Origin of the sequence: Amycolatopsis kentuckyensis (assembly GCF_041679295.1) — a bacterium.
GTDB classification, from domain to species: domain Bacteria; phylum Actinomycetota; class Actinomycetes; order Mycobacteriales; family Pseudonocardiaceae; genus Amycolatopsis; species Amycolatopsis kentuckyensis_A.
This window is the reverse complement of record NZ_JBGDMD010000002.1, coordinates 975,042-995,719: the sequence shown is the minus strand read 5'-3', so window position 1 is coordinate 995,719 and position 20,678 is coordinate 975,042. Positions and strand designations below refer to the sequence as shown.

At 72.0% G+C, this 20,678-nt stretch carries 23 protein-coding genes; 14 read left to right on the top strand and 9 right to left on the bottom strand.

Annotated elements, in window-relative coordinates:
• Nucleotides 1-146: 146 nt before the first annotated feature.
• The 3 genes from ACERZO_RS10870 to ACERZO_RS10860 all read left to right on the top strand — a co-directional run bounded on the left by ACERZO_RS10870 (nt 147) and on the right by ACERZO_RS10860 (nt 4,243).
• Nucleotides 147-1,040, top strand: coding sequence for an ABC transporter ATP-binding protein (locus ACERZO_RS10870; RefSeq protein ID WP_372664410.1), 894 nt, complete (start codon nt 147-149; stop codon nt 1,038-1,040).
• Entirely contained in the window at nt 1,030-1,845 is an 816-nt protein-coding gene (locus ACERZO_RS10865) for an ABC transporter permease (RefSeq protein WP_372664409.1), read from the top strand. The genes ACERZO_RS10870 and ACERZO_RS10865 overlap by 11 nt, the downstream gene beginning before the upstream one ends.
• A 103-nt stretch (nt 1,846-1,948) precedes the next feature.
• Complete coding sequence (locus ACERZO_RS10860; protein ID WP_372664408.1) at nt 1,949-4,243, top strand: putative bifunctional diguanylate cyclase/phosphodiesterase; 2,295 nt, start codon at nt 1,949-1,951, stop codon at nt 4,241-4,243.
• On the opposite strand, the gene ACERZO_RS10855 is transcribed toward ACERZO_RS10860, so the two are convergent.
• On the bottom strand, nt 4,240-5,058 hold the full coding sequence (locus ACERZO_RS10855; RefSeq protein WP_372664407.1) for a cyclase family protein: 819 nt from the start codon (nt 5,056-5,058) through the stop codon (nt 4,240-4,242). The two genes, ACERZO_RS10860 and ACERZO_RS10855, sit on opposite strands and share 4 nt — an antisense overlap.
• A gap of 99 nt (nt 5,059-5,157) precedes the next feature.
• On the opposite strand from ACERZO_RS10855, the gene ACERZO_RS10850 reads away from it, so the two are divergent.
• The gene (locus ACERZO_RS10850; RefSeq protein WP_372664406.1) at nt 5,158-5,580 is read left to right on the top strand and encodes a DUF5709 domain-containing protein; all 423 of its coding nucleotides are present in this window, start codon (nt 5,158-5,160) and stop codon (nt 5,578-5,580) included.
• A gap of 145 nt (nt 5,581-5,725) precedes the next feature.
• Nucleotides 5,726-6,682, top strand: coding sequence for a LuxR C-terminal-related transcriptional regulator (locus tag ACERZO_RS10845; protein ID WP_372664405.1), 957 nt, complete (start codon nt 5,726-5,728; stop codon nt 6,680-6,682).
• 157 nt (nt 6,683-6,839) lie between these two features.
• On the opposite strand, the gene ACERZO_RS10840 is transcribed toward ACERZO_RS10845, so the two are convergent.
• The gene (locus ACERZO_RS10840; protein ID WP_372664404.1) at nt 6,840-7,007 is read right to left on the bottom strand and encodes a hypothetical protein; all 168 of its coding nucleotides are present in this window, start codon (nt 7,005-7,007) and stop codon (nt 6,840-6,842) included.
• 179 nt (nt 7,008-7,186) lie between these two features.
• Here ACERZO_RS10840 and ACERZO_RS10835 point away from each other — a divergent pair, with 179 nt between their 5' ends.
• Nucleotides 7,187-7,312, top strand: a complete 126-nt coding sequence (locus ACERZO_RS10835; RefSeq protein ID WP_372664403.1) for a hypothetical protein — start codon at nt 7,187-7,189, stop codon at nt 7,310-7,312.
• Here the strand turns inward: ACERZO_RS10835 and ACERZO_RS10830 are convergent.
• Nucleotides 7,309-7,677 carry a MerR family transcriptional regulator gene (locus tag ACERZO_RS10830; protein WP_372664402.1) on the bottom strand — a complete coding sequence of 123 codons (369 nt, stop codon included), beginning with the start codon at nt 7,675-7,677 and terminating at the stop codon, nt 7,309-7,311. The two genes, ACERZO_RS10835 and ACERZO_RS10830, sit on opposite strands and share 4 nt — an antisense overlap.
• Before the next feature lie 54 nt (nt 7,678-7,731).
• On the opposite strand from ACERZO_RS10830, the gene ACERZO_RS10825 reads away from it, so the two are divergent.
• On the top strand, nt 7,732-8,892 hold the full coding sequence (locus ACERZO_RS10825; protein WP_372664401.1) for an MFS transporter: 1,161 nt from the start codon (nt 7,732-7,734) through the stop codon (nt 8,890-8,892).
• A 48-nt stretch (nt 8,893-8,940) separates the two neighbouring features.
• Here the strand turns inward: ACERZO_RS10825 and ACERZO_RS10820 are convergent, their stop codons facing one another.
• Nucleotides 8,941-10,125: a glycoside hydrolase family 18 protein gene (locus tag ACERZO_RS10820; RefSeq protein ID WP_372664400.1), complete on the bottom strand. Its 1,185-nt coding sequence runs from the start codon at nt 10,123-10,125 to the stop codon at nt 8,941-8,943.
• A gap of 154 nt (nt 10,126-10,279) precedes the next feature.
• On the opposite strand from ACERZO_RS10820, the gene ACERZO_RS10815 reads away from it, so the two are divergent.
• Nucleotides 10,280-10,672, top strand: coding sequence for a hypothetical protein (locus ACERZO_RS10815; RefSeq protein ID WP_372664399.1), 393 nt, complete (start codon nt 10,280-10,282; stop codon nt 10,670-10,672).
• On the opposite strand, the gene ACERZO_RS10810 is transcribed toward ACERZO_RS10815, so the two are convergent.
• Nucleotides 10,666-12,000: a pyridoxal phosphate-dependent decarboxylase family protein gene (locus ACERZO_RS10810; protein WP_372664614.1), complete on the bottom strand. Its 1,335-nt coding sequence runs from the start codon at nt 11,998-12,000 to the stop codon at nt 10,666-10,668. The genes ACERZO_RS10815 and ACERZO_RS10810 overlap by 7 nt on opposite strands.
• An 84-nt stretch (nt 12,001-12,084) precedes the next feature.
• On the opposite strand from ACERZO_RS10810, the gene ACERZO_RS10805 reads away from it, so the two are divergent.
• Nucleotides 12,085-12,618 carry a GNAT family N-acetyltransferase gene (locus ACERZO_RS10805; RefSeq protein WP_372664398.1) on the top strand — a complete coding sequence of 178 codons (534 nt, stop codon included), beginning with the start codon at nt 12,085-12,087 and terminating at the stop codon, nt 12,616-12,618.
• On the opposite strand, the gene ACERZO_RS10800 is transcribed toward ACERZO_RS10805, so the two are convergent.
• Together ACERZO_RS10800 and ACERZO_RS10795 are read right to left on the bottom strand one after the other, a co-directional pair.
• Nucleotides 12,608-13,075 carry a nitroreductase family deazaflavin-dependent oxidoreductase gene (locus ACERZO_RS10800; protein WP_372664613.1) on the bottom strand — a complete coding sequence of 156 codons (468 nt, stop codon included), beginning with the start codon at nt 13,073-13,075 and terminating at the stop codon, nt 12,608-12,610. The two genes, ACERZO_RS10805 and ACERZO_RS10800, sit on opposite strands and share 11 nt — an antisense overlap.
• A gap of 626 nt (nt 13,076-13,701) precedes the next feature.
• Nucleotides 13,702-15,618, bottom strand: a complete 1,917-nt coding sequence (locus tag ACERZO_RS10795; protein ID WP_372664397.1) for a glycosyl hydrolase family 28-related protein — start codon at nt 15,616-15,618, stop codon at nt 13,702-13,704.
• A gap of 133 nt (nt 15,619-15,751) precedes the next feature.
• On the opposite strand from ACERZO_RS10795, the gene ACERZO_RS10790 reads away from it, so the two are divergent.
• The 4 genes from ACERZO_RS10790 to ACERZO_RS10775 all read left to right on the top strand — a co-directional run bounded on the left by ACERZO_RS10790 (nt 15,752) and on the right by ACERZO_RS10775 (nt 18,384).
• The gene (locus ACERZO_RS10790; RefSeq protein WP_372664396.1) at nt 15,752-16,381 is read left to right on the top strand and encodes a class I SAM-dependent methyltransferase; all 630 of its coding nucleotides are present in this window, start codon (nt 15,752-15,754) and stop codon (nt 16,379-16,381) included.
• Nucleotides 16,382-16,485: 104 nt separating this feature from the next.
• Nucleotides 16,486-17,667, top strand: coding sequence for a PucR family transcriptional regulator (locus ACERZO_RS10785; protein ID WP_372664395.1), 1,182 nt, complete (start codon nt 16,486-16,488; stop codon nt 17,665-17,667).
• Nucleotides 17,668-17,698: 31 nt separating this feature from the next.
• A complete protein-coding gene (locus ACERZO_RS10780; RefSeq protein ID WP_086673210.1) occupies nt 17,699-18,178 on the top strand; it encodes a DUF2975 domain-containing protein in 480 nt (159 codons plus the stop codon).
• Nucleotides 18,178-18,384: a helix-turn-helix domain-containing protein gene (locus ACERZO_RS10775; RefSeq protein ID WP_372664394.1), complete on the top strand. Its 207-nt coding sequence runs from the start codon at nt 18,178-18,180 to the stop codon at nt 18,382-18,384. The genes ACERZO_RS10780 and ACERZO_RS10775 overlap by 1 nt, the downstream gene beginning before the upstream one ends.
• Before the next feature lie 33 nt (nt 18,385-18,417).
• Here ACERZO_RS10775 and ACERZO_RS10770 read toward each other — a convergent pair whose 3' ends face one another.
• Together ACERZO_RS10770 and ACERZO_RS10765 are read right to left on the bottom strand one after the other, a co-directional pair.
• On the bottom strand, nt 18,418-18,741 hold the full coding sequence (locus ACERZO_RS10770; protein WP_372664393.1) for a hypothetical protein: 324 nt from the start codon (nt 18,739-18,741) through the stop codon (nt 18,418-18,420).
• Between the two features lie 98 nt (nt 18,742-18,839).
• Nucleotides 18,840-19,331: a hypothetical protein gene (locus tag ACERZO_RS10765; protein WP_372664392.1), complete on the bottom strand. Its 492-nt coding sequence runs from the start codon at nt 19,329-19,331 to the stop codon at nt 18,840-18,842.
• Nucleotides 19,332-19,604: 273 nt separating this feature from the next.
• Between ACERZO_RS10765 and ACERZO_RS10760 the strand changes: the two genes are divergently transcribed.
• Complete coding sequence (locus ACERZO_RS10760; RefSeq protein WP_372664391.1) at nt 19,605-20,678, top strand: DUF3068 domain-containing protein; 1,074 nt, start codon at nt 19,605-19,607, stop codon at nt 20,676-20,678.

Here is a 20,678-nt window from a genome sequence, read left to right as displayed (position 1 = left end):
ACAAAGGCGTTCTGGACGCGCGCCCTCGCGCTGAGCCGGATGTGCCCCGCGTACGTCCGCCGGCGTAGCGGCGATTGCCGTACGCCGTCGGACGACCGGGGCCGTCCGGAACCCGACCATGGGAAGCGCCACGAAGGAGGCGACCCATGATCCAGCCGGTGGAAACCACCGCACTGACCAAGCGCTACGGAGCCACCGCCGCCGTCGAGGGGCTCGACCTTTCGGTGCACGCCGGCGAGGTCTACGGCTTCCTCGGCCCGAACGGCGCCGGCAAGACCACGACGCTGCGGATGCTGCTCGGCCTGATCCGGCCGACCGCCGGCCGCGTCCGGGTGCTCGGCGCCGAACCCGGCCCTGGAAGCCTCGCCCGCGTCGGCGCGCTGATCGAAGGCCCGGCCTTCTACCCGTACCTGTCCGGCCGGGCGAACCTGCGCGTCCTCGCCGACCACGCCGGGGTGCCGCGGACCCGCGTCGACGCCGTGCTCGACGTCGTCAGCCTCGCCGACCGCGCGAAGGACCGGTATTCGGCGTACTCGCTCGGCATGAAGCAGCGGCTCGGGCTCGCCGCGGCCCTGCTGAAGGAGCCCGAGCTGGTCGTGCTCGACGAGCCGACCAACGGCCTCGACCCGGCCGGCATGGCCGACATGCGGGTCACCCTCCGCAAGCTCGCCGCCGGGGGCTGCACCGTGCTGCTGTCCAGCCACCTGCTGGCCGAGGTGGAGCAGATCTGCGACCGCGTCGGCGTGCTCGACCACGGCCGCCTGGTCACCGAAACCACGGTCGCGGACCTGCGGGCGGGCGGCGCGCTGCGCGTCGTCGCCGACCCGCTCGACCAGGCTCGCGACCACTTGCGACGGCTCTACCCGGGCGTCCGCGTCGACGGGGACGCCCTCGAACTCGACGTCGACCGCGCGGAAGCCGGGCGGGTCAACGCCGAGCTCGTCGGCGCCGGGCTGACCGTCACCGAGCTGCGCTGGCGCGAACCCGACCTGGAACAGACCTTCCTCACCCTCACCGGAGGTACCGGCCATGCTGCGTGACACCCGCGCCGAACTGACCAAGCAGGCCCGCCGCCCGGCGAGCTGGCTGCTGCTCGCCGTCGCCGTCCTGCTCTCGCTGACGTTCGGCTACGCCGTCCCCTACGCGGGGTTGAGCGGCGCCGCCGGGCCGCCGGGCTCGGGACGCGGGCTGGACGCGCTGCTGCCCGGCGCGTTCGTCGGCAGTGCCCTCGGCGGCCTGCCGATCTTCGTCGGCGCCCTCGCGCTGATCTTCGGCGTACTCGTGGCCGGCAGCGAATACGGCTACGGCACGTGGAAAACCGTGCTGGTGCAACACCCTTCGCGCGTCGCCGTTTTCGCCGCGAAGCTGGTCACCGTCGCGGTGGGAGCGCTGGCCGCGGTGCTCGCGCTGTTCGCGGCGACGGCGGGGGCGAGCGTGCTCGTCGCGTCCTTGAAGGACCAGCCGCTGGACTGGCCGTCGGTCTCCGGCGTCCTGCTCGGCCTCGGCGCCGGCTGGCTGGTGACGACGATGTGGGGCGCGCTCGGCGTGCTGCTCGCCGTCGGGCTGCGGTCGGTCGCGCTGCCGATCGGGCTCGGGCTGGTGTGGCTGCTGGCCGTGCAGAACCTGCTCGCGTCGATCGCCGCGCCGCTGCTGGACTGGGTCGCGCAGCTGCAGAAGGCGCTGCCCGGGCCGAACGCGGGCGCGCTCGCGGCCGCGTTCGGGGCGAGCGCCCCGGGGGTCGACCCGATCGTGGGATCCGGGCAGGCCGCCGCCGTGCTGGCCGCGTACCTGATCGCGTTCGCCGTGCTCGGCGGCTGGCTGCTGCACCGCCGCGACATCGCCTGACGCGGGAATCCCGGCCATCGGTGCGGTGTCCCGGCACGGCCGTGCGCGCGGTGTAGTGTTTGCCGGTCCGACCGGCGGGTGACCCACGTGAGGTGCCATGACAGTGCGGCGGTACCCAGTCGCGGCCCTGCTCGTCTTCCTCACGGTGGCCCTCGTCGTCGTCAACGGCTTCGCGTTCTGGGGCGACACCTTCGCCCTCTGGATCGACGACGCCATGCAGCTGAGCGCCGGGGTCGGCGCGGTCGTCTGCGGCGTGCTGGCCGCGCGCCGCGCCCGCGGCCACCAGCGCTGGTGGCGGGTGCTCGTCGCGATCGGGATGGCCGGCTGGTCGCTCGGCCAGTGCGCCTGGTCGTGGTACCAGCTGATCGACGGGCGCGGGCTGCCGTCGCCGTCCGTGGCCGACATCGGCTACCTCAGCTTCCCGCTGTTCGCGCTGGCGGCGCTGTTCGTCCTGGCGCGGGCGCGCGTGCGGCCGGACCGCGAACGCTGGCAGCCCGCCCAGTGGACCGCCCACTTCGGCGTCGCGGTCGTGCTCGACGGCCTGATCGTCACCGGCTCGCTGTTCATCCTCACCTGGACCGCGGCGCTCGGGCAGCTGGTGCGCGCCACCGCGCCGGACAAGCTGACCTGGGCCGTCGCCATCTCCTACCCGCTGTCGGACCTGGTGATCGTGGTCGTCGCGGTGCTGCTCGTCGTGTTCGACCGGGTGGACCGGCCCTACCGGGCGAACCTGCTGCTCGCCGCGGTCGGGATCGTGGCGCTGGCGGCGTCCGACAGCGTCTTCGCCTACCTCGTCAGCATCGGCGCGGAGAGCATGAAGCCGTGGTCGGACGGCGGGTTCGTGCTCGGGCCGCTGTTCATCGCGTTCGCGCTGCTGGCCACGCCCGGGCCCCGGCACCGCGAGGAAGCGGGTCCGGCGGCCGGCGTCGACTGGTGGCAGCTGGCGCTGCCGTACGTCCCGGTCACCGCCGTCGCGCTGCTGATCACCGTGCAGCTGCTGGCCGGCGCCGGCCCGGACGGCGTCGAGGTGTTCGTCGGCGTGCTCGTGGTGTTCCTCGTGCTCGCCCGGCAGCTGCTTTCCTTGCTGGACAACCGGTTGCTGCTGCGCCGGGTGTACGAGGGCCAGCAGCAGCTGACCCACCAGGCCTACCACGACCCGCTGACCGGGCTGGCCAACCGCGCGCTCTTCGCCGACCGGCTCGACCGGGCCGTCGAGTCCACCGGCCACCCGCTCGTGCTGATCTTCGTCGACCTCGACGACTTCAAGGAGGTCAACGACCGGTTCGGGCACGCGGGCGGGGACGTCCTGCTGCACGCCGTCGCCCAGCGGCTGCTGAGCTGCGTGCGCGCGGGCGACACCGTCGCGCGGCTGGGCGGCGACGAGTTCGCGATCCTCCTCGAAGGCGAGCTGGACGCGCCGCAGGCCGTCGCCGACCGGATCCAGGGCGCGCTGCGGCGGCCGTTCGCGGTGCACGGCACGCTCGTCCCGGTCCGCGCGAGCATGGGCCTGGTCGTGCCGGACCCGGCCGAGCCGCAGGTGACGTCGGACGTGCTGCTGGGCCGCGCGGACACGTCGATGTACGCGGGCAAGCGGCTGGGCAAGGACACGACGGTCGTCTACCGCCCGTCGCAGGACGGCCCGCCGGACTTCCCGGCCGCGCTGCGGCGCGCGTCGGGCGGGATCCCGGAGGGGTTCGGCCTGGTGTTCCAGCCGATCGTCCGGCTGGCCGACGAGACCCCGGTGGCTGTGGAGGCGCTCGCCCGTTGGACCACGCGCGACGGTACGGCGGTTTCGCCGGAGACGTTCGTCCGCGCCGCCGAAGGCGCGGGGCTGGGCGCCGAACTGGACGCGCTGGTGCTGGACCTGGCGTGCCGTGAGATCACTTCCGCCGGGCTGGACCTGACGGTGCACGTCAACGTGTGCGCGAGCCGCCTCGGCGCGGCGGCGCTGGAGCAGAGCGTCGGGTCCGCTTTGGACCGCTACCGGCTGCCGGCGTCCCGGCTCGTCGTCGAGATCACCGAGACGGTCCCGGTCCCCGACCTGGCCGCGGGCGCGGCGGCGATCCGGCGGCTGCAGGCGCTGGGCGTCCGGGTGGCGCTGGACGACTTCGGGGCGGGGTACAGCTCGCTGACCGTGCTGCACGCGCTGCCGGTCGACCTGATCAAGCTGGACCGCGCGTTGACGACGGGGGTGCAGCCGGACCGCGACGCGGCGCTGTGCCGGTCGCTGGTCGGGCTGTGCGCGGACCTGGAGCTGGACGTGGTCGCCGAGGGGATCGAGACGGCCGAACAGGCGTCGCTGGTGACGCGGGCGGGGTGCACGACGGCGCAGGGCTACCGGTACGGCCGCCCTGCGCCGCTGTCCGCGCTGAAGCTGTCGGCGATCCCCGCGGGTTAGTGCACGCCGGGCGGGAGGACGCCGAAGATCGTCGCCGTCGAGCCCGCTCCCTTCCGGTTGATCGGGCCGCCCGCCAGCACCCACGCCCCCGTCGTCGGGAGGGCCTTCAGGTTCGCCAGGATCTCCAGGCTGATCCGGTGCCGCCGGTAGACCAGCTTCGACACCGTGTACGTCTCGTCGGTGCCGACGTCCGGGCTGAACGTGTCGGTACCCGTCCCGCCGCGGCGGCCGAGCCGTCCGGTGTCGATCAGCCACTTGACCGCCGGGATCGAGAAGCCGGGCTGGTGCAGCACGCCGTCGGCGTCGGTGTTCGGGTAGGCCGGGGTGCCCCACTTCGCGTCCCAGCCGGTCCAGAGCACGACGACGGACTCGTCGGGGATGCGGCCGTGGCGCTTCTCCCACGCCTTGAGGTCGTCGACCGTCACCGCGTAGTCCGGGTTGCCCGCGGCCTTCGCTCTAACGTCGATCTTGACGGCGGGCCGGAATAGATCCGCCGGGTCCATGTCGTCGGCGAGCGGCTCGCCGGTGTTGAAGTGGCCCGGCGCGCCCCAGTGCGTGCCGGTGTGCTCGCCTTCGCGGACGAACTGCAGGTAGTAGCCGTCGTCCGGGATGGTGGCGATGGTTTCCAGCTCGAACGCCGGGTCGCCGGGGAAGACGTTCGTCGTGGCGGGGTCGTTGACGTGCGACAGGTTCACCAGGTTCAGCTGGTCGAGCCGGACCGGCGGCGCGGTCGCGGCCTGGGCGGTCCGCCCGGACAGCGCGGCGCCGAACACCCCGGCCAGGCCCGCGGCCAGCACCCTGCGTCTCATCGGCATTGGGGATCACCTTTCACCGGAACACCGCCCGTGCGGCGGACGTGCTCGGTGATATCACCCGAGCCGCGCGGGGCCAAGGAGCTGAGCGAGGATGGACGCATGAACGACGACATCGAAGACCACGCCGACGAAGGCATCCTCGACCCCGAGGACACCTTGGACGACCGCGACGAGCTCGCGGAGGGATATTCGCCGCCGGAACGCCCGCGGGAGACCGAGGAGTGGGGCACGACCGCGCGGGAGACCGCGGAGGGCGAAAGCTGGGAGGGCCGGCTGGCGCGCGAGGTCCCGGACCTGGCCGCCGACGAAGGCGACGGCCTCGGCGACAGCGAAGACACCGACGGCGAGCTGATCGACGACGAGGTCGGCGACGTCCGCGCGGGCCGTCTGGTGGCGACGGACGAGGGTTTCGGCGAAGACACCGACGAAGAGCTGTACGCGTCCGACGCGGGCATCGACGGCGGAGCGGCTTCGGCGGAGGAAGCGGCCGTCCACGTGATCGACCCGTCGCGGCGCTGGTGACGAGCCGGACCCGCCCCCTCGACGGGTCCGGCCCTTTTTCGCGACCGGCCTAATCCTTTCCCCCGTCCGGCGCGTGGGGTAGGCGGCAGAGCGGTCGTGTCCGGATCCGGCCGGGCTCGCTCGCGCTGCCGGAAAGGGACACGGGATGCTCGAGGGGCTGCTGACACCCGGCGCGGGCGCGCTGTACGACACGATGGTGCGCACCGGGCCGCTACCGCTGGACGACCCGCGGGCCGAGAGCCCGGAGATGCGGGAGCTGTTCGACCGCGGGTTCGTGCGCCGCGACTACCGCGAAGACCCGGTGATCGCGCCGATGGAGCCGGTCCGCGCGGTCGACCACGCCATCCTGGGCGCGCAGCAGCAGCTGCTGGAGCAGCAGCGGCAGATCGTCGCCGCGCGCCAGCAGCTGGACGTGCTGCAAGCGGTGTACCGGGCGGCGAACGGTTCGGGCGGCGACTCGGCCGTCGAAGTGCTGACGGACCCGCGGCGCATCGGCTCGCTGTCGCTGGAGCTGTGCCTGTCCGCGCGCGAGGACTTCCTGACGTTCACTACGCACCACTTCAAGCGCAAGCCGGACGCGGGCACGGTGATGCGCCTGCCCGAGGCGGTGACCGAGCGCGGAGTCGCGTTGCGCAACGTCTACGAGCGCGCGGCGCTGGAGTTCGAAGGGGCGAAGGCGGTCGTCGACGCGAGCGTCGAGGCCGGCTGGACCATGCGGGTGGCGCCGGAGCTGCCGATGAAGATGGTGATCGCCGACCGCCATTCGGCGCTGGTGCCGCTGGACCCGAGCGGCATGGAGGGCGCGCTGTTCATCCGCAGCCCGACGATCGTGGCGGCGCTGCGGATGCTGTTCGAGCTGGTGTGGAGCCAGGCGGTCGCGGTGCACGGCCCGGCATCCCGGCCGCGGCACGGGTTGACGCCGACGCAGGCGAAGGTGCTGGACCTGCTGGCGACGGGCATGACGGACGGCGCGATCGCGCGGCACCTGGACGTGAGCGAGCGAACGGTCCGCCGGCACGTGCAGGGGTTGCTGGAGGCACTGCAGGCGGACAACCGGGTGGCGGCGGTCTTCGCGGCGACCCGGTTGGGGTGGCTGGGCTGAGCCCGAGCGCCCCAAGGCGGCCTTGGTTGCGTCTCACGCACCCAAGGCGGCCTTCGGTGCGTCTCACGCACCGAAGGCCACATTGGGGCCCGGCCGGCGCCAACCCATCGCGCCGGCCGGGTCCCTTCCCCATCCGGGGCCTCCCCCTACCCCGGAGCTACTCCAGCTTCTTGCACTGGGGCGGGCCTTCGGTCCAGATCCACACGCACACGCCCGGCGGGCGGTACGCCGGGTCGCCGTTTCCCGTCGCGGCCGCCGCCGCGGGTGCGCACAGCGTGCCGATCGCCGCCGCCACGGCCAGTCCGGCCAGCGCTCGCTTGATCATTTTCCTGCTCCCCGCGAAGTGATCTTCTTCCCTTCTCCAACCTAAAGCCGGGACACCGCGCACCGGCAGGGGCGGGTTCGGCCACTGTCCGCTTCCGGCCAGCCCGAACCGGCCGAAACCGGACGTTGGCCGCCCTCGACCGGTGTGCTCGCACCGCTCCCCCTCCTAGCGTCGACCCCATGGGTGAGGACGCGCCCCCGCGCTGGTGGGCCGACGAAGGGGCGCGTCCCCGGCCGGAACCCGCCGGCTGGTGGCCCGAACCCGACACCCTGCACTGGGTGCGGACCCCCGACGAACCCGACTAGGCCGGGTCGTACGCGCGCACCGCGTCGAGGTACTCGGCGATCGCGTCGCGGTTGCGCAGCAGGCACTCCGCCCGCCGCGCCATGCGGTCGCGCTCCTCCTCGAGCGTCGCGATCATCTCCGGGGTCGCGTCCGGGAAGTAGATCGCGCGGGGCTTGTCCAGGCACGGCAGGATCTGTTTGATGATCCTCGTGGGCAGCCCGGCGTCGAGCAGCCCGCGGACCTGGAGCACGCGGTCGACCGTCGGCTCGTCGTAGTCGCGGTAGCCGTTCGCCCCGCGCGAGGCGATGATCAGGCCCTGCTCCTCGTAGTACCGGAGCAGCCGCCGGGACGTTCCCGTGCGCTCCGCGAGCTCGCCGATCCGCATGTGCCCCACCTCACGTAGACCTTCACACGTATGTGAAGGTTCGAGCATAGCGGCATGACGAGCACCGAAGTCCGCCGACAGACCCCCGCCCTCCTCGCCCTCACCACCGCCGCGTTCGTCACCGTGCTCACCGAGGCGCTGCCCGCCGGCGTGCTGCCCGGCATGAGCGCCGGCCTCGGCGTCGGCGAGGCCGCGGCCGGCCAGGCCGTGACGATCTACGCCCTCGGCACGGCCCTCACCGCGATCCCGCTCTCCGCCGCCACCGCGAGCTGGTCCCGCAAACGCTTGCTGCTGACCGGGGTGGCCGGGTTCGCCGTCGCCAACACCGTGACGGCGCTGTCCGCGAACTACCCGCTGACGATGGTGGCCCGGTTCGTCGCCGGCGTGGCCGCGGGCGTCGTCTGGGCGCTGCTGGCCGGGTACGCCCGGCGGCTCGCCCCCGGGAACCAGGGCAAGGCGATCGCGATCGTGATGGCGGGCATCCCGCTGGCCCTGTCGCTCGGCATCCCGGCCGGGACGTTCCTCGGCGGCCTGCTCGGCTGGCGCTCGGCGTTCGGCGTCATGTCCGCGATCGCCGTCGTGCTCCTCGCCTGGATCGCCGGCGGGGTCCCGGACCAGCCCGGGCAGACCGGCGGCCGGACACCGGTCCGGCGCACGCTGTCCGTGCCCGGCGTGGCGCCCGTGCTGGCCGTGACGCTGGTGTTCGTGCTGGCCCACACCGTGCTCTACACCTACGTCGCCGCGTTCCTCGGCCACGCCGGGATGGGCGACGCGGTGGACGTCGTCCTGCTCGTCTTCGGCGTCGCGTCGATGGCGGGGATCTGGGTCGTCGGCGCGCGGATCGACCGCGCACTCCGCATCTTGACGGTCCTCAGCACCATCCTGGTCGCCGTCGCCGCCACGATCCTCGCGACCGCATCGGGCAGTCCGGCGCTGGTCTACGCCGCCGTCGCGCTATGGGGCCTCGGCTGGGGCGGCGTCCCGACGCTCCTGCAGACCGCCGCCGGCAACGCGGGCGGCGCCGCGGCGGACAACGCGCAAGCCATGCTCGTCACGCTGTGGAACGCGGCGATGGCCGCGGGCGGCGTGCTCGGCGGCGTCCTGCTCGACGCCGCCGGCCCCGCGTCCTTCCCCTGGACGTTGCTGCTGCTCCTGCTGCCGGTGCTCGCCGTGGTCCTGGGCGCCCGGCGGCACGGCTTCCCGGCGTCGTCCTGAATGGACGAAGGGCCCGGGCGGGTTCGCGCCCGGGCCCTCCAGCTTGTTTCAGCAGCGGCCGGCGATGGCCCGCAGCAGTTCCGCGTTCGCGGTGTCGCCCGAGAGCTCCCAGGCGAACATCCCGCCGAGCCCCTGCGACTTCGCGTAACCGGCCTTCGCCGACGCCGTCTCCGGCGTGTCGTAGCTCCACCACTGCGAGCCGCACTTCGCGTACGCCGTACCGGCGACCTTGCCGTTGGCCGGACACGTCGTCTTGAGGACCTTGTAGTCCTCGACGCCCGCTTCGTACGTGCCCGGCGCCGGGCCGGTGGCGGTGCCCCCGGGCTGCTTCTGCGTCACGCCGTCCCAGCCACGGCCGTAGAACCCGAGGCCCAGCAACATCTTCGCCGACGGAACGCCCTGGTGACGCAGCTTCTGGATCGCGGCGTCGGCGTAGTACCCGGCGTGCGGGATGCCCGGGTAGGACCGCAGCGGCGAGTGCGGCGCGGTGGGCCCGGCCGGCTGGCCGCCCGCGACGAAGTAGTCGTAGGTCATCACATTGTACCAGTCGAGGTACCGGCTCGCGCTGCCGTAGTCGGTGGCGTCGATCTTGCCGCCGTTCGAGCCGTCCGCGGTGATCGCGGCGGTGACGAGCTGGCGCCCGAACTTCGCCCGCAGCGCCTTGACCAGCGTCGTGAAGGCCTTCGGCCCGCTGGTGTCGCAGGTGTCGCCGCAGGCGTTCGGGTACTCCCAGTCGATGTCGATGCCGTCGAAGACGCCCGCCCAGCGCGGGTCGTTGACCAGGTTGTAGCAGGACTCGGCGAAGGCCTCGGGGTTCTTGGCCGCCTCACCGAAACCGGCCGACCAGGTCCAGCCGCCGAACGACCACAGCACCTTCAGCTTCGGGTGCAGCTTCTTCAGCTCGAGGATCTGGTTGAAGCTGCCGTGCAGCGCACCGCTGTCGGCTTGGCCGTTGACGCTCATCGTGGCGTCGTAGGGCATGTCGTGGTCGGCCCACGGGTCGCCGACGGCGCACCCGCCGCCGGTGACGTTGCCGAACGCGTAGTTGATGTGGGTCAGCTTCGCGGCCGAACCCGACGTCTCGATGTCCTTGACGTGGTAGTTGCGGGCGTAGACGTCCCAATCGGCGAAGTAGGCCATCACCTTGCCCGAGGGCTGGCTCGCTTCGGCGGACGGCGCCACGACGCCGGCCGCGGCCAGCGCCAGTGCGGCGACAGCGACGCTCTTTCTCATGCGGAGCACGACTTTCCCTTCCGGCCTGCGGACTGGGTGGCGCGCTGAGGCTAACAGGTCCAGACCACTGCGGACCAGGGCGAAACGTTGTGGTCAAAGGTTTCGCGATGACACCGCAGCCCGGCGCGAATTCACGGCGTGGCATGATCGGCCGATGACCGAGTTCGGCTGCGCCCGCTGCTCCGGCGAAGACGCCCTCACCGCGCTGGCCTTCTGCACGACCCGGCTGCGCGAAACCCACCGCCTGGTCGAACAGTCCCACTTCGGCATCTCGCTGCGCGAATGTCCGGAGTGCCGCCAGGGGTTCGCCGCGATCTTCACCGAGTTCGTCGACTGGTCCGGCGGCGAGGACGCGCAGTACTTCGACTTCGTCCCGCTCACCCCCGCCGAGGTGACATCGTTGGCAGCGCAGGGTTCCCGGGTCGACCTCGTCCGGCTGGGCGCGCTCGGCAGCGTCCGGCGGCGGCTGTCGTCGAGCTGGCCGACCGGTGCGGAGAAGCAGATCGGCTGGCGGACGGACCCGCTTTCGGTGCGCGAAGGCTACTGAGCGGCCAGCCGGAGGATCGCCGCGGCCGAGCGGTCGACGTCCGCCTCAGTGGTCGTCCAGTTGGACACCGAAATCCGCAGGTACCGGCGGCCGCGCCAGGTGGTTCCGCCGAGCCAGCAGGTGCCGTCGCGCTGAACGCGGTCGATGATCGTGTCGGTATTGTCCCCGAAGGACACGAGGACCTGGTTGAGGACGACGTCGTTGGCGATTTCGGCGCCGCCTTCGGCGAGGGTGCGCGCGAAGCGGTGGGCCAGCCGGCAGCAGCGGTCGACGAGTTCGGCGACGCCGTCGCGCCCCAATTCGCGCAACGCGGCCCAGACCGCGAAGCCGCGGGCGCGGCGCGACGACTCCAGCGTCAGGTCACCCATCCCGGACACCTCGCCGGCGCCGGTCAGGTACGCGGCGCGGTAGGCGATCGTCTCGGCGTGGACGTCCGGGCGCGCGCAGAAGACGAACCCCGAGTCGTACGGGACGTTGAGCCACTTGTGGCCGTCGCAGGCCCAGGAGTCGGCCAGCTCGACACCGTCGAGGAGGCTCGCGGTCCTGGGGTTGGCGGCGGCCCACAGGCCGAAGGCGCCGTCGACGTGGATCCACGCGTTCTCCGCCACCGCGCGGGCGGCCCGCATGTCGTCGCAGGCTCCGGTGTTCACGTTGCCCGCCTGCAGGCAGACGATGGTGGGTCCGTCGACCTTGGCCGCGAGGTCGTCGATGTCGATGGCACCATCCGCTTTGGCCTTGACCGGCACCACGGCCCGGGTGCCGAACCCGAGCAGCCGCAGGGCGCGGTCGACGGTGGCGTGCCGCTCTTCGCTCGCGACGACGCGGACGCGCGGGGCGCCGGCGAGCCCGTCGCGCTCGACGTCCCAGCCGGCTTCGGCGAGCACGTGGTGCCGGGCGGCGGCCAGCCCGACGGTGTTCGCGGCCTGCCCGCCGGTGACGAAGCCGGCGGACGCGGTGGCGGGGAGGCCGAGCAGCTCCTTGAGCCAGTCCCCGGCGGCCTGTTCGGCGGCGGCCGCGGCCGGGGAGAGGACGGCGTTGAACGCGTTCTGGTCCCACCCGGCGGCGAGGACGTCGGCGGCGGTCGCGGCGGGCAGCGCGCCCCCGATGACGAACCCGAAGAACCGCGGCCCGGCGGTGGCGACCAGCCCGGGCTCGGCGGCTTTCGCGAGTTCTTCGAGGACGGTCGCGGGTGGGGTCGGCGCGTCGCGGAGCTGCCCGAACGCCGCGCGCAAAGCTGCGGGGTCGACGGGCTTGGCGACCGGGCGGTCGTCGAGGCCGGCCCGGTGGTCGGCGGCCAGCTCGGCGGCGCGGGCCAGGAGATCACGCAGTTCGTCCACAGGGCGACTGTAAACCCGGAGTGACGTGCGCCGGAGCCGGGAACAATCACGGGCCACCGGGCGTAGCGTCCTGGTATGGAGACCCCGCTGAGCACCGACCGGCTCGTGATCCGGGACTGGACGGTTGACGACGCCGAAGCCGCGTACGGCATCTACGGCGCGGAAGACGTGACGCACTGGCTGACACCGGCCATGGACCGCGTCGGCGACATCGGCGCGATGCGCGCGGTGCTGAACGCCTGGCAGGAGGCGCAGCCGAACCTGCCGCCGCCGCGCGGGCGCTGGGCCGTCGAGCGCAAGGAGGACGGTGTCGTGATCGGCGGCCTCGGCATCCGGCTGCTGCCGCCGTTCGAAGAGGACCTCGAACTCAGCTGGCAGCTCGCCCCCGGCGTCTGGGGCCGGGGCTACGCGTCGGAGGCGGCGACCGCACTGATCGAGTGGGCGTTCACCCAGGACACCGAAGAGCTCTTCGCCGTCGCGCGGCCGAACAACACGCGCGCGATCGCGGTCGCGAAGCGGCTCGGCATGCAGTGGGTCGGCGAGACCGAGAAGTACTACAACCTGCGGCTGCAGGTGTACCGGATCCGGCACACCGACCTCATCGACTAACCGGCTCCAGCAGGAACACGCGGATCTCGCGGTCGCCGGCGCGCACGGCGTAGCGGTCGTAGGCCGGCCAGTACGACGCGACGGCGTCCCACATCTCCTGGCGCTCGTCGCCGGTAAGGAGCCGTCCGGTGACCTCGACGGTCCGGCCGCCGATCGCGACCGTCGCCTGGGGCTGGGCCAGCAGGTTCGCCGACCACGCCGGATGCGCTTCGCCGCCCCAGTTCGAGCCGATGACGACGTACCCGCCCCCGCGCTCGACGTAGAGCAGCGGCACCTGCCGGGGTTCGCCGCTGCGCCGGCCGACGGTGGTGAGCAGCAGCGTCCGCAGCCCGACGGCCGCGCCAACCCCGACCCGGCCACCGGTGACCCGCAGCAGCACCCGGTCGGCCGGCACGAGCGCCCGCCCGAGCACCGCGAACGCCCTGCTCTTGCCGAACCCGGCGAAGACACCCCGCAAACCCGTCACGGGCAAAACCCTAGCGGCCCGGCCCGCGCGACGCCGCGACGACATGAATGAGTCATTCACGTCGTCTGGCGACAGGGCTCCGGCAAAATCGGGTGGGGCGATGCTCCGCCCGGCACCACTGCCCGCGGGGCGCCGGGCCGAAGAGGCGCTTCGGCGGGACGCCGAGCTTCGGTGGTCATGAACGACTCGTTCATCGCATCCGGCGAGGTGAACGACTCGTTCATGCCAACTGCCGCCTGAACGGCTGCCCACCGCCTCGCCACGAAGGCCGACGCCAAAGGCGAGAGGCCCCCGAGAACAGGCATCGACGAGGACCCAGACTCCCCCCGCACCCCGATCCGAAGCCAGAACACGGCCGGCAGCGCCGGGTCAAGGCATCTTTCCCGCCTTGACGCGGTGTTGCCGGCCGTAGTCACAATGACAGCTTCGGGGTGCCGGAAGGCGCTTTGCCAGAACAGCTGCCCCCACCCCACCCCCGGAACGCCAGGCCGAAGAGGCGCTTCAGCAGGATGCCAAGCTTCGATGGTCACCGGCCGCCAAACCGACAGCACCGATCCGACTTCACCGGGACCCTGACATCAAACGACATGAATGACTCATTCATGTCGTTTCGGCAGTCACCACCCCGAAGGCGCCGGGGGTGGCACGACGGGCGGCCGGTCGTCGCAGGTGATCGTGTTCGGCAGCAGCCACGGCGCGAGCCAGCTGCCGTTGCCGCCCAGGTCGGTCAGCGCGAACTCCGAGCCCGTCGGCGGGAAGTTGAACGACCCGCAGTTGTTGACGCCGACCGCGCCGACGCCCCGCGCGGCCACGTTCCGGAACGACGCCGACCCCGCCGACCGCGCGCTGAGCACCGACGTCCCCGTGCCGTCGACGCGCAGGTCCGCGAACCGCAGCCCGCTGATCGAGTACTCGTCCTTCACCGGGAAGTCGCTGACCAGCATGATCGCGTTGTAGGTGTTGTCGAGGAAGTGGTCGCCGGTCACCGAGATGTCCGCGGCGATGTCCTTTTCCAGCGCGTAGAACCAGATCGCGCCGAGCCCGATCTTCCAGTTCAGCTCGAACGTCCCGGCCCGGACGGTCGTGTTGTCCGCGATCCGCAAGCTGCCCTCGAACGGCTCCGCGCCGAACCGCGAGCCGACCTGGATGGCGCTGCCCTCGCGGATCGGGTCGGCGATCAGGTTCGCCGAGACGACGTTGTCCACACCGCCGTAGAGCGCGATCCCGTTGGCCAGCACCGGCGTCTGGACGGTGTTGTGGTCGAACGTGTTCCGCGCGTCCTGCGCCTTCTCCGACCACATGGCCAGGCCGTCGTCGCCGGTGTTGCGCAGGAAGTTGTTCGCCACCACCGAGTCCGTCACTCCCGTGTGGAAGTTCAGGCCGTCGGCGATCTGGTCGGCGATGACGTTGTTGGTGATCCGCGTGCGGGACATCGGCCCGTCGAACCACAGGCCGACCTTGGTGTGGTGCAGGTACAGGGAGTCCACAGTGGAGTCGTTGAGCGCGCCGCCGACCGCGTTGACCTGGTCGGTGTCGACGCGCTCCCGTACGTCGCCCTCGATCGCGAAGCCGGCGAGGTGGACGTCGTGGCTGCCCTCGGCCTTGCCGTAGATGCCGACGCCGTGGCCCTTGACGATCGTGTACCAGCTGCCGGCGCCTTCGATCGTGACGTCGTCGACGATGACGTGCCGATCGACCCGGTAGGTGCCGGGCGGCAGGTAGACCTTCAGGTGCGCGCGCCGCGCGAAGGCGATGGCCCGGTCGAGGGCCCCGGCCGAGTCGCGGTGGCCGGTCGGGTCGGCGCCGAAGAGCAGCGCGTTGGCCGCGAAGGGCAGCACGCGCGGCGGCGCGACCAGTTCGGAGTCGAGCAGGTCCACGACCGTCCAGGCCGCGCCCGCCGACGCGGTGAGCCGGATCTTGGCGCCGGCCGGGTAGGACGAGCCGAGCAGGAGCCGCTGCTCGTCGTAGAAGTGCGTGGGGCGGAACGGTTTCGCGACGACCGGCGCGGGCGTGGTCGCCGCGGGCACACACGAGCACTCGGTGATCCACCAGTCCGGGTGCAGCAGGTCCGCTTCGGGGTCGTTCGTGAACGGGTACTGGTTGTACAGCCAGGAGTACTGCGAAGTCAGCGTCATCCGCTGCCGGTGCGCGCCGTTCACGGTGACGTCGAGCGGCGCGGTGATCCCGCCGCCGCGTGGGGCGTCCGGAATGCTGTAGCGGACGGTGATCGCGTTCGCCGCGGCCGGCAGCGTGAACTCGACGTACTGCTTCGGCGCCAGCCGCACGGCCCGGCGGCCGGACGCCTCCGACGGCAGCGTGTAGGCCGAGCGGTCGGGGCCGAGCACGACGCCGTCGGTACGCGCATTTTCCGCTTCCTGTTCCAGGAAGCCGACGCTGGCGCCGCGTCCGGCGACCAGCGCGGGGTCGAGTGCCGCTCGCGTCACGACCGGCCGGTCGGCGGCGGCCGCCGGTGCGGCCACCGACACGAGGGCGGTGACCGCGACGAGCGCGGCTCCGAAGGTGCGTCGCGACATCCAGGGCCTCGTTTCGCCGGAGGGACTGCGGCGGAAGAGTAAGTCACCCTCGCGAATCAAACAAGACTTTGCCTCAAACTTGCAAGAAGAAGTCGATTCCTTGCGAATGCCGACTGTCTGGCAGGGTGGGCGCATGACGCGTCCCGAAACCGCCGCCGAAGTGTTCGACGCCCTCGGCACGGACTACGAACACGCCTTCCGGAACCTCGCCGAGCAGCGCGCCGCGCTCACCGCGCTGGCCGAGCGGCTGCCGGCCGGGGCGACCGTGCTCGACCTCGGTTCCGGCACCGGCCGCCCCACCGCGGACGCACTCGCCGCGGCCGGCTACGCGGTGACCGGCTACGACGTCGCACCGAAGATGGTCGAGATCGCGCGCGCCCAGGTGCCGGCCGCGCGGTTCGAGGTCGGCGACATGCGCGAACTGGCTTTCGAAGACGGTTCGTGGGACGCGATCACGGCGTTCTTTTCGATGCTGCAGCTCCCCCGCGCCGACCAGGAGACGATGCTCGGCCGGATGGCGGCGTGGCTGAAGCCCGGCGGCCTGCTCGTCTTCGCCACCGTGCCCGCGGACGTGGACGGCGTCGACATCGTCTTCATGGGCCACCCGGTCCGCGCGAGCAGCTTCGACGCCGAGACCCTGAAAGAGAAACTCCGCGCCGCCGGCCTGGAGATCGTCCGCGAGGAGCAGGCGGTGTTCGTCCCGGACCACCCGGAAGCCGGGCCCGAACCGCACGTCTACCTCACCGCGCGGCGCCCTTCGTGAGTCGATCGTGGCGTCAACCCCTCACCGGGCCGATCACCCAGCGGACATGAATTTTGCTCAAGTTCGTGCATGTCCCGGGCGCGGGACCCGAGCTAAAGTGAGGAATGGGCATCGAAGCTCCAGCCAGGCCGGTACCTCGCGAACACCGCGAGCTGGTGCGCGAGATGCTGGCCAGACTGCCGGAGTTCGCCGACCGCCTCGCCCGGCTGCTGAGTGAAGAGGACGAGTTCTACCGGCAGGTCGACCACGTCTCGCCGGACGAGCTGCGGCAGGTCTGCCGCGCCAACCTCGAGCGCGCGCTGACCGCGCTGGCCGAGGGCCGCGGCCTCGCCCTCGACGCCGCCCGCAAGACCGGGCTCGTCCAGGCGCGGCAGGGCATCCCGCTGCCCGCGGTGCTGCGCGCGTTCCGGATCGGCGGCACCTTCGTCTACGAGGCTCTGCTGGAGCTGGCCGGCCCGGAGTTCCTCAACCCCACCCGGACGATCGAGATCAACTCCTACGTCTGGAAGGCGATCGACCTCTACTCCGACGCGCTGACGACGGCGTACGAGGAGGTCGCGGCCGAGCCGTCGCACGCCGACGTGCGGCTGCTCGACGACCTGCTCCGCGGCCGGCTCGCGAGCCAGGCCGACATGGAGGCCGCCGCCCGGGAGCTGGGCCTGCCGACGGCGGGCATGTTCGTCGTGGTGGTCACCGAGCGCGTCGAGCCCGACGAGCACGACACGGTCGAGGCGTTGCTGCGGGCTCGCCGCTGGCGGTCGGCGTGGCGGCCGGGCGGCGAGGCCGGCCTGGTCGCGATCGACCGCGTCGAAGACGTCCGGCGGCTGCGCGAAGTGCTGGGTTCGCTGCCGGTGGCGGCCGGGATGAGCAAGCCGTTCAGCGGCTTCCCCGACGTCCCGGACGCGCTGCACCGGGCCCGGATCGCCCGCCGCTCGCTGCCGTCGGGGACGGCCGGTGTCGTCGTGTTCGGCGACTCGCCCGTGACGACGCTGGTCGCCGCGGCGCCGGGGATGGCCCGCGACGTCGTGCGCTCGGCGCTGGCCGGCGTGCTCGCGCTGCCGGACGCGGAGCGGAAAGTCCTGCTCGACACGCTGCTCGCGTGGTTCGCCGGCCACGGCTCGGCGAAGGAGGCCGCGGACCGGTTGTTCGTGCACCCCAACACCGTCCGCTACCGGCTGCGCCGCGTGCAGGACCTGACCAAGCGCGACCTGACCGACCCCGTCGACATCGGCGAGCTGTACGTCGCCCTGGAGTCGGTACGTCTCGATCCCGACTCGACCGATTGACTTTCGATAGATATCGAGCGATAGTCGGCGCATGATTTCCGAGAAGTGGGCCGTTCGCGCGCTCAGAGTGTTCCTCGTGGTGCTGTTCGGCGTCCTCGTCGTGTTCCAGACGCTGTCGCTGCCGGGCGGGATCGCCTACCACACGCAGCAGAACCCGCACGACGCTCCGCTGCGCTGGCCGTTGACCGCGATCGCGGTGTTCCTCGTGCTGTGCGTGCAGGTGGTGCTCGTCGCGACCTGGCAGCTGCTGACACTGGTCAAGAAGGACCGGATCTTCACGACCGCGTCACTGAAGTGGGTCGACGCGATCGTGTGGGCCATCGGCGCGGCCTGGCTGGTGTTCGTCGGCATGCTGCTGTTCGTCGGCTTCAACGCCGACGACCCGGGGATGCCGATGCTGCTGTTCCTGGTGACCGTCGGGATCACCGTCCTCGGCCTGCTGATGGTGGTCATGCGCGCCCTGCTGCGGCAGGCCACTACGCTGCGGTCCGACATGGAAGCGGTCATCTGATGGCGATCGTCGTGCGCATCGACGTCGAACTGGCGAAGCGCAAGATGAGCGTCGGGGAGTTCGCCGAGAAGGTCGGGCTGACGCCGGCCAACGTGGCGGTGCTGAAGAACGGGCGGGCGAAGGCGGTGCGGTTCAGCACGCTGGAGGCGATGTGCCGGGTCCTCGGCTGCCAGCCCGGCGACCTGCTGGAGTGGGTGGACGAATAGCCCGCCGCGGACGGATCCGCGACGGGCGGGGCGTCACCTCGTCTGCGCGTTCGGCGAGAGGAAGCTCCAGCCGAGCCCGCACGGCGCAGTGGACCAGGTGGGGTCGCCCTGGACCCGCCAAGCGCCGTAGAAGTTCGAGTAGTCGACGCTGCCGGTCGGTGTCACGTACTTGCAGTAGGCCACGGCCCGGAACTGCGTGCCCGAAGCCGAGGCGTAGCAGTAGGCCTTCGCGCCGTTGCCGGACTGCGAGGCGGTGCAGTAGGCGGGCGCCGCGGACGCGGGCGCGGCCAGCGGAACCGCCAGCCCGACGGCCGTCAGCGTCGCGGCGAACACGGTCTTGACGATGCGGGATTTCATCGATCCTGCCTCCTGGCGTCGTGGATGGGTACACGGCATCCACGCCGCCGGGGGTGACCGGTTGAGCCGAAGGCCGGGGCATCACCTGGTCGGACCAGCTAAGCCGCGTCCGCTTCGACCAGCCGGGCCAGTTCCAGCAACGTCCCTTCGAAGCCGGGACCGGCGGTGAGCGCCACGGTGAGCGGACCCCCGCGCCGGTCCGTGCCCACCGGGAGCGTCACCGCCGGCTCCGTCCACTGGGGACGGTCCACACCGGCCGAGACGACCACGTCCGGCCTGGCTGCCGGGCGGCGGCGGCCGCCCGCGTCGAGGTCGAGCACCACGTTGCCGTGCAGGGAAAGCAGCGCCGCCACGTCGGCGACGGCGTCGCGCAGCTCGCGGTCGGCGATCGAGTCCGAGTGGGCGCCGATCGCCGCCCGGGAGGGCTCGCCGCCGAGCCTCGGCACGATCACGCCGAGGTCGCCCAGCGTGCAGGCGAGCGGCCGGATGCCGGGCACGCCGGCCAGCGGGTCGGTCAGCGTGATCCCCGCGCTCGCGGCCGCCGCCACGATCCGGGCCCGCCAGCGCGCGGTGGCCGCGATCGCGACCATCGATGGGTCCTGGGGCAAAAGGGATTCTCTCCTTTGCGGTCCGGCGCGGCGGAGTGAGGATCGTCCGATGGTGGGCCCGGGCCCGTTGTGCCCGGGAACAAACTTGGTTGGCCGCTTGGTCCGAACGGCGGCGCACATGCGACCTTCCGGTGGCACCGGGTGGCTGTGACCGCCGGTCACACTTTGACGCGCGGCGTGGCGCGGGCCACTATCCGCAGCACTGATTACCGCCGGGTAATTTGTGCTGTCGACGAAGACGACCCAGGAGGACCGTTGCGACGTGCTTTCGGCCTGATCTTGCTGGCACTGGGCGTCTTCGCCGCCGCCGGGGCGGTGCTCCTCCCCACCTACGTCTACCCGAAGCTCGCCAAGGTGCCGCTCGACCAGGACTCGACGTCGGTACTCGAGGGCACCGCGAGCAAGGTCCTCGCGGTGACCGACGACGGCTCCGGCCCGGTCTCGAACATCCGCGAGAACGCCAAGCTGACCGCGGTGGCGCACGTGCAGGCGAACTTCGCCGCGCCGGAGATGCACCGGGACACCGACTACGCGGTCTGGCTGCTCGCGGTGCAGGTCACCGACGACGCCGACGGCACGGTGCTCAGCGCGAGCAAGCGGCAGGTCTGCTTCGACCGGCGCACCGGCGAGGGCTACGACCCGCGCGGCGCGACCGACCCGTCGTGCGCCGCCGACAGCAGCTACGTCACCGAGCTGAAGGACAAGGCCGACAAGGACGGCCAGAAGCCGCCGGAGACGAACATCGAGAAGGCGCAGCCCGGCCTGAACTTCAAGTTCCCCTTCGGCACCGAGCAGAAGGACTACAAGGTCTACGACGACAACACCGGCGCGGCCGTCACCGCGCGCTACACCGGCACCGAGACGGTGAACGGGATCGAGACCTACAAGTTCGTCCAGGAGATCCCGGACACCAAGCTCGACTCGAAGAAGGTGCCCGGTTCACTGGTCGGCTCCGATCAGTCCACTGTGGACGCCGACCTCTACTACCGCGGCGTGAACACGCTGTGGGTCGAGCCGGTCACCGGGATCGAGGTCAAGCAGCAGCAACAGCAGCACCAGGAGCTGCGCGTCGGCACCGGTGGCAGCTCGACGGTCGTGTTCGACGGGACCCTCGCCTACAACGGCAAGACGATCTCGCAGATGGTCGACCAGGTGAACGCGAACAAGGGCAAGCTGGAGTTCCTGTCGAGCACCGGGCCGCTCTGGCTCGGCATCGGCGGTGGCGTGCTGATCCTCGTCGCGATCTTCCTGCTGGCCCGCCGCCGCCCGGCCGAGCCGCCGGCCCCGCCGCAGCGGCGGCACCGGGTGCCGGTCGGCGCCGACCGGTAG